The organism is Escherichia sp. MOD1-EC5189 (assembly GCF_002966045.1).
GTDB lineage: Bacteria > Pseudomonadota > Gammaproteobacteria > Enterobacterales > Enterobacteriaceae > Escherichia > Escherichia coli_F.
In genome coordinates this window covers 16,845-26,828 of the sequence record NZ_PTRX01000003.1, presented here as the reverse complement: position 1 = coordinate 26,828, position 9,984 = coordinate 16,845, and the positions used below count along the sequence as shown (strand labels likewise).

Here is a 9,984-nt window from a genome sequence, read left to right as displayed (position 1 = left end):
CCCGTTGCGAATGCTTTAAAGTCATTTTTTGCCATCAGAGTAATACTCCCCATGCCCCTACATCAAAACCACTGATAAATTCGTTATCCATATCAAAACCAAAAAATTTTGAGCCTTCCGATGGGGTTTTCACCGAAGGTGTTTCAATGTCACCCGCCCAAACCCCGGCGGCTTTAACTGTGAGATACCCCTGTTTAATTGCCGCAATTAACTCACGCGATACATCTGAAATATCAGTATCAGGAAAGACCCAGACCGATATCGTCATGTCCTGGTTATCGACTATCTGCATTCGCAGCCCGGATCCTGCTGTTGCAGCGTCAAGAATTGCCGGAAGCGAATCATTCCGTCCGTCCCAGTTATTAATCGCAATCTTCGCTTTAAGAATGACACGATAAGTTTCATCGCTGAGATACATGTATCCTGAATCAGGATCGTATGGTCCCCGCCATACCCCCTGATCATATCCAAGCCCGTCGGTATCCCAGCTGAAATAGACACCTGAGATAGGCTGGCTGACAACACGGCTACGTCCGATCCACAATCCAAGAATGTCAAGTTGCACACCAACCGCAGAGTCAATATCAAATGCAGTAATCAGCCCTCTGGTGGCAGCCGCAACATCAATAAGTGGCCGGGTCATCAGATCAACATGCGCAAGAAATTTAGGTTTGGTGGCGTGGTAGTTCGTGATTAGTTCGGTGTATTTGCTCATGACTCCACCGTTATAACGATATTTTCCGGGGTACAGGACGCAGATTCGTTGTATCTGATATCAATGTTTGATGACGACAAAGCCCCCGGGGATTTCCCAATCGTCAGTTCCTGAATATCGTAATAGCGTGCATTCCCGCCACTCACCACGCCAAGATTCGCCGGTGAGTAAATGCGACTTAAAAGGACCGAATCACCAATCATCAGACTATTGATATAGCCGGAAATAGCCTGCTGGATCTGCTGCCCTATCTGTGAGGTATAACCCGTAAAAACTTTTAATTTAATCCGGGCATAAACAGGTACATCACTGGAACGCGAGAATTTGATTACATGGGGATTGCCGTATTTATCCGGAACCGTAACGGATGTTGTACCGTGAGTGGCTGTCCCCTGGCCTTTATTCCCTCTGATAGCCTGAGCAATATCCGTCACATCACCGCCATCCACAATTACAGCAACAGAGTGTGGCGGTAACCCGTTACCGTCCTCCGAACCAGTATCGTTTTCATAGAGTTTGTGGCGGGTTACACCGGTAACATTAGAAACAGCACCATCCAGTGCTTCAAATGGGGTTATTGATGGCAACGCAACACTTTGCGACTGGCGGATACGTAACTCAGCGTCAGTTTCTGCCGGAGTGCCCACAGTAGCCGCAGCAGGATTAGTTACCGAAACCCAGCCACGGGTTGGCGTATTAATTTCAGTGATAGTTCCAGCCAGCGCCGCCACTGCACCACTGACGGAACATGTTGCGGTCGCCATCACTGTACCATCCACGCCGACCACCACTGAAGCAGGCAAACGCCATATCACATTATTACTGTCTTTCACGCTGCCATTAATGATGGTTGTTCCGGCAGTTCCTGTAAGAAGCAAATCAACCGTAGAATTCGTTGCGCCTTTACGTGAAATACCATTTATTTTCACGTTACTGGTCAGTGCAGCCCCATAGCCGGTTGCCGGTGAAAAACAGTTGTAGACAGTTATCGCCATATTATTGGCATCATGAATCGCCAGCGCCATCAGAGCCACCATCTGGCCGTCTTTGCTGTCCGGTTCGAGGTAGGCATCACTGCCATAAATCTGCTGAAAATAGCCAATCAGGGTGCTGAGTATCGTCTGATAATCAGGCGCACTGATCCCCTCCGCGGTTACCTTTGCAGATAAACCGAGAGAATCAAGGTTCAGAGCCATTACGCCTCCGATGTAACAGTCGTTATTCCATAAAGAGTGTCGATTTCAGCGGAAAACATGACACGTCGGGTCGTGGTATCCACTGTAGTATTGAAAGAGAGGATTGATTTAACGCCCCGCGTTTCGAGGATGCGCTTACGGATCGCCAGATTGTAGGTTTCCGGCTTCTGCTTACCGAGTACGGACTGGATCCACGGAGTCCCTTCGGTGGTGTCTAGAAACCATTGCCCATACCACAATTCGAATTGCGTTTTTACCGCCTGCGCCACGGCCTCCGGTGAGTTAATCAGCCAGGTATCATCACCGCTGCCAAAGGTGTAATCGCCATCGGCGTCTTCACGTCTGTATCGCATCAGTTTACTCCGTCGGTATTGCTTCCACCGCGCTGAACACCACCATGAGTGTGCGTATCATCGATTAGCTTGCCGTTAGCCTTCACGCTACCCAAAAACTCAACAGCACCAGTGATTTTTGAAGCCACACCAGAAACAACAGACCCCACCATGCCCCCCATCCAGGTTAACAGGCCATGAATGGTTACTTTCTCAGAAAAATCAGCCAGAGGGGCAACCACATCAAGACCACCCGGAGCGACAATTTTAATTTTCCTGGTATCAGGATTAAGCTCAAAATAGGTGCTGCCGTCGTCACTACGCAGCTGCGCGCCACTGGTGCTTATTCCGCTTATTTTCTGCGCCTGAGACTGCGGCCCGACGATACAGAAAGCATCCGATAAATCATGCACCCGGTCATCGACCGGCTCCTGTATCCCGCCACTCTGCCACCAGAAATCAATACAACGATCGGCAAAAATCACCAGGCATTCATCACCGGCTTTAACTGGAAACGTTAGCGTACAGCCTCCGCCACGCGGGAATACCACTGGCACATCCACCAGCAATGGGTAATTTTTGGTAATGCGGTTGCCGTCGTTATCAATTTCAACGTAACGGATAGCAGGCTGTACAACCGCCGTCACCGCATCAGGAGCGAATGACTGAACAATGCCTGGCAAGGCGACACGGATCTGGTTCTTTGTTGTTTCCCGTTCAGATTTAAATGTTTCGGCAAGGTCGCCGCTGCGGGTCTGGTCAGATACTGCCATTTAGTAGGCTCCAGAAAGCAAAAAACCCGCCATCCGGCGGGTTTTATGTGACTAATTTGATCTTTTCAGTTTATAAGCCCCATCTTACCGGCGCTTCGATAGTTAATTACATCGCCTGAAGAGCCGCAAGGCACAGCTACAGTCGACATTTTGACAAATCCTTTACCGCCCTGCTTTTGGCATAAAGTGGCATGCATTTTTGCTAAACGCGCAGCATGACCAAAATCAATTTTAGTTCCGTAAGTTGAATCTCGTAGAGCTGCTTTTTTTGCAATTCCAGTAATATTTTTGTCTTTAATTACAGATGCAAACAAACTCAAATCATTTCCAATTTGATTGAAGCAAGTACGATTAATATCAACATCGGCATACGCTGAAATGCGTTTGCAATCTGAGATCTGAGAAAGCACAGATGTGTTAACCAGTTGCAAATTTAATTTGTAGTCACCGACATAGGTATAAACTTTGTTAGGGTCCGTGGTTCCCGGATAACGAGTTACGAATGGAATGCTGTTGTACGCATCTCGCAAAGATTCTGCACCCTTACTTTTAAGCTCGTTCCCAACACCAGCAACGATAACCTCTGGATGTGAAACTTCAAATTGAGACTTTTCTTCGCGCTGTATTTGAAGCCTGCTTTTCTGGCTCTCCTCAACTTGCTTATCGTACGCTTGTTTTTCTTCATTTTTTTGGGATAGCCATTTTCCCTGCGCTTTAGCACCATTAGGATCCCAACTACATGAAGTTAAAAAAAGAGAAAATACGATTGTGGTTATCGCAAGCCTGCTCACTATTATGCACCTCGATTCATCGCTGACTGGCTAGGAATATCACTAGCACCTCGAGCAAAGCACATCATATCCATGTACCACGCCTGGCCCCTTGTGTCGCCAGTGTACATAATCCCGCGCACAATATAAACGCCATCCGTTGCGATGCTGGCAGGCTGCGATGTGGTGCCGCTTAGCGTGATATTTCCGTCCGTGTTCTGGTCGGTGATCTGCCCACCAGCCATCGCAATATCATTGTTCGACAGCGCGGTGCGGTACACGGAAGCCTGATCCAGCTGAATAAGCCCGTTAACCCGGATGTTCGGATTAATAAGAGCGCGGACGTTTACACCGTTGCCGATAGTCTGCTGCGGCATGCCGATAAGCCCGGTGGCGCTGTTGAGCACAATCGCGTCGTGAACATACTCGTTATTCGCCACCATCTGGCGCTGACCGTCCACAAATTGCCATGTTGCGCCACATTGTCCGGCCACGTTATCCATAAGATGCCGTGTCATGCCGAACAGCACCCGCCCTCGAGGGTATACGGTAGCAGGCATTTCAGGCGTCAGTCCTTCGGTCGCGCCTTTGGCCTCAAAGTCTTTCATCAGCGCACGGTTCACATCTGCGACCGTGTAACCGGCAGCCAGCGTCTGTGAGGTTATACTGGTGGCAAATGCCAGATCAGTATCTGCTGCCTGAATCAGGACGTAGGTATCAACCGGACTGTCTTTTCCTGTGACCGAGTAGCGAATTTCACCGCTGAAAATCAGTCCGTAGTTGCGGCCATCTGTCTGGCCCACGTCCGCCGCGTCGACTTCGCGCACGGTCCCGACGTCGCTTGCCGCCACCTCCGGCGCGATACCGTCGTAACCGGCAATCAGCCGCACTTTCGAAAATTCCTTCCCAGTGATTCGGTTCACAGTATCTGCCGAGAGGTTATAAATTTTGATAGTCCCTACCCGGGACGCGCTGCTGATGTTGAACCAGTCGATCGTAAAGGTGACTTTGAAATCACTTAGCTCAATTCCCTGACCGTTCCCGTCCACAAGCTGCAGCTCGAAATGTCTCATCCAGTTCTGTGACATGCTTACTCCGTTGATACCAGTAAATGGCTGCGACCGCCCAGGTCAGTTTTTGTGGGGTAATCCTGTGTGTTGTCATCACAGACCACCACCAGCTTAAAACCAAGCCCCATACAGGCGTACTGCGCCAGCAGGTCAGCACCAGTGACGAGAGGAATACCGGAGATTACCGGCTCCCCTCTGTCGTTCTGCAGGTCCATAATCCAGTACAGATCGCGCCATATGATGCTAATCCGCCAGGTGACACCACCCAGGACGATGCTGAACTGCTGATTGTCCGCTGTCAGCGGAATTTCCTGAATTGTCATTAGCCGCCCCCCAGTAATGACGCCACGTTACCCGTAATGCTTTTCAGCAGTGAAGTATCTGGAGGCTTTGTGGTTTTGTTGCCGCTATTCTGTACCGCCGACGTGCTGGCCCCTTCCTTCATGTTGGTTTTATCCGCGACGGTAATCTGCTGTGTCCGGGAGATAAGGACCTCCCTCAGGGTAAGGACGGCGGACAGGACATTTTCGGTTGTCTTGTCCGTCGTCACTTCCAGCGCCCGGATCAACATGTTGCTGTACAGCCGTTTACCGGTTACCACATCGAAGGGGATACGGCTTTCCTGCAAATCCAGTAGCTCCTGATACGTCTGCTGAGGACTCAGGCCGAGCAGGCTGGTAGCCGTCAGGTTACTGGCAAAATCCAGCAATGTGCCGCCACCGGCGAAACCAACCTCCATCACCACTTCTGACGGTTTTTTATAGGCATGATCAGCGACAGCAGCCCCAACCTCTACCGGATGCTCGGTTATTTCAAGCATATCTGTATGCTTCTCTGAAATAACAACACTGGGAACAATCATTCCTATTTTTCTGCTCTGCTGATGAAAAAGTGTAGAGAGAATATCCACTAACCCACCCTCACCTGATTACTTCGCATAACCTGAGCATTTGCAGACTGTTGCCGACGTGCAACCTCATTACCGACAGCGTGCGGATCTCCGCCACCGTAAATGTGGTAGGTATTTTGCTGGTTAACCTCTGTCATTTTGCCACTAATTCCCGCCACGGCAGCCTTATTAATCAGCTCTCGAGAATAGATATTTCTTCCATTTTCATGCTGGATAATGCTGCTCATCAATGCTGACATGGTTTTCGGATCGCTCATATTCAGGGCAGCCCGGGGATCCACTCCCAGTCGTTGCGATACAGCCCTGATATACGCAGTTGTGTTGTTATTATCAGAGGCAGGTGCCCAGGTAGAGATAATTTTTTCCACACTGTTTATTCCTCGCCCGGCGTACAACATTAACTGACGAGCAAGAGCCCGTAATCCATCAAAGGCAGTTTCAAATCTGGCAAATCGCCCGCCCGGGTGTTCAAGAGAAGCCCCCGCCTGACCAGCAAAATTAAGGTTTCCCGGATTGTTATTCCGTTCTCCTCGTTTCGTAGCCTGTGCATGTTGTTCCGGCTCATCATCACCAAACCAGCCGCGTACCGTCCGGCCCACACTGCGGGGATCGAATCCCCAGTGCTCTTTAATCCAGTCGGCAGTACTGTTAGCGCTGTCTGTAACCATCGGCATCGCTGACGGATTTTCGCTGCCCTGATTAAGTATCTGTTTGCCGATGCTGACGGCATCAGCCCAGCGTCCATCTTTGATAGCGTTGAGCAGGTCGGCGATCATGTTCAGCATTTTGCTGAATTCGCCCATCTGGTCGATGAAGTTGCTGAAATCCCACTTCAGGGACCATGATTTGGGGTCAATATTGAGTAGTTTCGCCAGCGCTTTCGCCAGATCGTTAACGGTCGTTTTAAGGTCACGAACCATCTTCAGCGCGGCATCGACCTCCGGTTTCCACTTGCCCCAGTCAATCAGGCTGTCGCCGCCTTCCTTCCAGGTCTGATAGTCCTCCCACAGGAGGGCAATCCCCGCCGCCAGCGCGGTAATGAGGCCAACCGGCGACATCCAGAACGTACTGTTCAGAATGCGCAGCGCAATCGTCAGTGCGCCAAACAGCGAGATCAACTCCCGCGTTTGCTTATCCAGCGATTGCCACCAGGTGATAAGGCCTGATGTCCCCTCAATCAGTCTGAAGAACAGCCGCCCGATAATATCCCCGAGCGCCAGAATGCCTTTTATGGCTTTCGTCAGGGTCTGCTCGATACGAGGGAAGTTGTCCAGGATATGGCGGCGCAGGGTGTCCAGCGAACCTGCAAGCCCACCCGCAAGATTAGAGCCGATTTTGTCACGGGCCATGCCTGCCATCGCGCTAAACTCACGCAAGGAGGTCATAAATTTGTTGGAGCTTCTGGCCGCCTCGTCAGCATTGAAGCCGATAGCTTTCGCCATTGCGCTGTACTGCCCGGAGAAGCCACCCACACCCCGGCGCATCGCCATAAGGGTATTTTCGTCAATGCCCAGCATCTGCGCATACTGGTTAGCCCGGTAATACGGCATGCTGCTGAGTTTCTGTCCAACGCCCGTAAAGATAGCGGCCATGTCACGCATGTTACCGCTGGCATCACGGGTCTGTACGCCCAGGCGATTCAGAAATCCCTCCGCCCCGGGATTATTACGAATAAACCGGGAGAGGTTTTCCAGAGAAGATCGCGCAGCGTCCACGCTGCCGCCAACCTGCGAAACCGCATAGCCAATAGACTGAATTCCCTGGACTGTCGCGCCGGTGCGCTGTGACGCCCAGTAAAGATTATCCAGACCGGAGGCGATCTTAGCCGTGAAGGCCACCACGGACAGCGCGGCTCCTTCAACGGCCAGCCCCATTTTGATGACATTTGCCGTTGTACCGGCGAGGACAGAACCGAACTTTTTCGCTCCTGCATCATCCACACTGAAGCCAAGCGAGACGAGGAAATCTTTAATAGTTTCAGCGTTCATTATCCTCTCTCCATTTCTCAATGCGCCGCTGGTTATCCGCTTTTACCGCCAGATGGTCATTCAAGAGAGCAATGTCGTACAAATCGACAGAGCCATCTTTAAGTGCTGTATAAGGAATTAACCCGGCGTCAACCGGATTGAGAAGGTAGGACAGCCCGTCCGGCAGGCTGTTAAACGTCAGCCCTGTTGCAGGCTCTGCGTCGTGCTGGTAAGGGGTGTAGGCAAAAAATTTCCCAGCGAATCGGCGACCACCCGCGCCACCAGATGAAGCATGACCAGCAGGTCAATATCATCAAACATCAGTTCGCCCCGGGTAAATACCGGCACCCATCCGTCCATATGACGCCGCGACACCACCGCAAGACAGGGATGAATAATCGCATCGGTGTCATCTTCGGTCAGGGAAGACAGTTCCTCAGCGATACGCGGGAGCATGGTTTCAAACACCGGTTTTAACTGCTCGAATTTCACGGTGTCGATTTTGCCATCAGCAGGCAAACGGGAGCGAATGCTCCCGAAATCTGACATCATTCCTGCCAGCACCGGCAGAAGTTTGCGGGTCACTTTCAGCTGGTCAAAAACGCTGAGTTTTGCCACGCGATATTTCACGCCTTTGATTTCGAATTCCATGTATTAAAACTCCCCGAGAACCTGGTCAATCTTGCCGCAGTCAAATACCCACGGCATCGTATTACCGGTTTTAGCGTTGGCGTTATCCGGTTGTTTCTGGAACGCAACACTGCGTGCCGTGATGATGTCGCCGCTGACCTTGTTGCGGATCACGATAACGTTATTCCCCCATGTGGCAGAAGACTGGCTCTGTGCGTTATACGCCAGCGACAATTTTTTATTTGTCGGTGATGTCTTCAGAAGGTTAACGGTAATCGTCCCGCTTTTATCTGCATGGAGACTGTGCATCACTTCGCCATCAGCACCGATGGTCATGGTGTTTTTAGGACCGCCCATCGCAACCACAATCCCCTCTTCAGAACTTGCCGAACCGTACCCGAGGTCAATCGAACCGGTCGGCCCGGTCAGCGTCGCAGTGACATCCATAAAAGAATAGGTAGACATTCACTTCCCCTTAGCGAACAACGTTAATCTGTACGTCAGCGTAATGAACCGCGCCTGCAAGTTTTATTGCAGCCTGAATCACCGGAGCCTTACGGGCTTCACGTTCTGATTGAGCCTGTTCATCCAGCGGCTGAGCGTATACGTAATAACCTTTGGGCAGTGTGTCACCTGATGACAACTGACCAAGGTCGCCCCCGTTCCATACGCCCGGAGCAATCAGTCCATTCTGAACGGCCTGATCCAGTGATTTTTCAACATTTGATAACAGTCGGGTAATACCGGCTTCAGTCTGGGGAACTTTCGTGGTACTGGTATAAAGCAGGTTATAGAGGTTGGTCTGCACATAATTCTGTAACCAGTCCAGGCCGTGGCGTTCATCAAAGAAATCGCCGTTAGCCATCACTCCCTGCTGGAGGATAGCCGTATCATTCTGGTAGTACACGAACACATTGCAGTTTTTTGCATCAAGTGCCGATGCCTGGCTGACTGTCAGTGTTTCATACCCGACACCCGGCTCCTGCTTAAACTTGAGCGTAATCGCGGTATTACTGCCATTGAAATTAACCGTGAATGCCCGGCCAAATGCAGATAACGCAACGTATTTATTACCCGATGAATACTGAATAAAACTGCGTGAATATCCGGCGGTTTTCAGTTTTGATGCCAAATCATCGCTGGATGCAGTCTGCAGGCATTTCTCATCGCTTGTCGTAATCGCCAGAATACGGCTTACAGAAGAGGATTCGATCGCCGCAGCCACTTTCAGCCAGTCTGCATCCGGAATATCTTCATCGTCTGCAATCCCCAGCCCATACCATGAAGTATAATCGAGCATGGCATTCACAGCCTGCTCCAGCGTCTCAGGCGTGGCCTGTTCGCTGTCTCCCTTCGTTTTCACCCAACGACCAACAAAAACCTCCTGAGGTTTCGGTGATTGTGAGAAAAACACCTGCGCAGCCTTATATTCTGGTGATTCCACGCCAAAATCTTTTCCAATATCTTCCGCGGCAGAATAACGGCGAATGCGCTCACTTACCGGAATGATTGTGGACGGGCCGAGAATGAGTAATGCACCAAAATTTCGCCCTGATGCTGCACGCGGCGACATGATCACATCAACATTAACAACGTTTGATACAGGCAAGCCCTGTGCCAT

Annotated in this window: 13 protein-coding genes; all 13 read right to left on the bottom strand. The window is 50.7% G+C overall.

Going from position 1 to position 9,984, the window contains the following annotated elements:
- Positions 1 to 34: 34 nt before the first annotated feature.
- Positions 35 to 715, bottom strand: coding sequence for a DUF2612 domain-containing protein (locus ATB02_RS03035; RefSeq protein ID WP_105271065.1), 681 nt, complete (start codon positions 713 to 715; stop codon positions 35 to 37).
- The gene (locus ATB02_RS03030; RefSeq protein ID WP_105271064.1) at positions 712 to 1,911 is read right to left on the bottom strand and encodes a baseplate J/gp47 family protein; all 1,200 of its coding nucleotides are present in this window, start codon (positions 1,909 to 1,911) and stop codon (positions 712 to 714) included. The genes ATB02_RS03035 and ATB02_RS03030 overlap by 4 nt, the downstream gene beginning before the upstream one ends.
- Positions 1,911 to 2,264, bottom strand: coding sequence for a hypothetical protein (locus tag ATB02_RS03025; RefSeq protein WP_105271063.1), 354 nt, complete (start codon positions 2,262 to 2,264; stop codon positions 1,911 to 1,913). Before ATB02_RS03025 ends, ATB02_RS03030 begins: the two co-directional genes overlap by 1 nt.
- Entirely contained in the window at positions 2,264 to 3,016 is a 753-nt protein-coding gene (locus ATB02_RS03020; protein WP_105271062.1) for a Gp138 family membrane-puncturing spike protein, read from the bottom strand. The genes ATB02_RS03025 and ATB02_RS03020 overlap by 1 nt, the downstream gene beginning before the upstream one ends.
- Positions 3,017 to 3,081: 65 nt before the next feature.
- Entirely contained in the window at positions 3,082 to 3,807 is a 726-nt protein-coding gene (locus ATB02_RS03015; RefSeq protein WP_105271061.1) for a hypothetical protein, read from the bottom strand.
- Between the two features lie 2 nt (positions 3,808 to 3,809).
- The gene (locus ATB02_RS03010; protein ID WP_105271060.1) at positions 3,810 to 4,874 is read right to left on the bottom strand and encodes a hypothetical protein; all 1,065 of its coding nucleotides are present in this window, start codon (positions 4,872 to 4,874) and stop codon (positions 3,810 to 3,812) included.
- A gap of 2 nt (positions 4,875 to 4,876) precedes the next feature.
- Positions 4,877 to 5,179, bottom strand: coding sequence for a phage baseplate plug family protein (locus tag ATB02_RS03005; RefSeq protein ID WP_000155119.1), 303 nt, complete (start codon positions 5,177 to 5,179; stop codon positions 4,877 to 4,879).
- Entirely contained in the window at positions 5,179 to 5,766 is a 588-nt protein-coding gene (locus ATB02_RS03000; RefSeq protein WP_001430514.1) for a phage baseplate protein, read from the bottom strand. Before ATB02_RS03000 ends, ATB02_RS03005 begins: the two co-directional genes overlap by 1 nt.
- Complete coding sequence (locus ATB02_RS02995; RefSeq protein WP_001683165.1) at positions 5,766 to 7,754, bottom strand: hypothetical protein; 1,989 nt, start codon at positions 7,752 to 7,754, stop codon at positions 5,766 to 5,768. The genes ATB02_RS03000 and ATB02_RS02995 overlap by 1 nt, the downstream gene beginning before the upstream one ends.
- Entirely contained in the window at positions 7,744 to 7,908 is a 165-nt protein-coding gene (locus ATB02_RS26585; protein ID WP_071819661.1) for a DUF6889 family protein, read from the bottom strand. Before ATB02_RS26585 ends, ATB02_RS02995 begins: the two co-directional genes overlap by 11 nt.
- A gap of 23 nt (positions 7,909 to 7,931) precedes the next feature.
- Positions 7,932 to 8,384: a phage tail assembly chaperone gene (locus tag ATB02_RS02985; RefSeq protein WP_000393961.1), complete on the bottom strand. Its 453-nt coding sequence runs from the start codon at positions 8,382 to 8,384 to the stop codon at positions 7,932 to 7,934.
- 3 nt (positions 8,385 to 8,387) lie between these two features.
- Complete coding sequence (locus ATB02_RS02980) at positions 8,388 to 8,828, bottom strand: DUF3277 family protein (protein WP_000109249.1); 441 nt, start codon at positions 8,826 to 8,828, stop codon at positions 8,388 to 8,390.
- 10 nt (positions 8,829 to 8,838) lie between these two features.
- The gene (locus ATB02_RS02975) at positions 8,839 to 9,984 is read right to left on the bottom strand and encodes a DUF3383 family protein (protein ID WP_072646359.1); all 1,146 of its coding nucleotides are present in this window, start codon (positions 9,982 to 9,984) and stop codon (positions 8,839 to 8,841) included.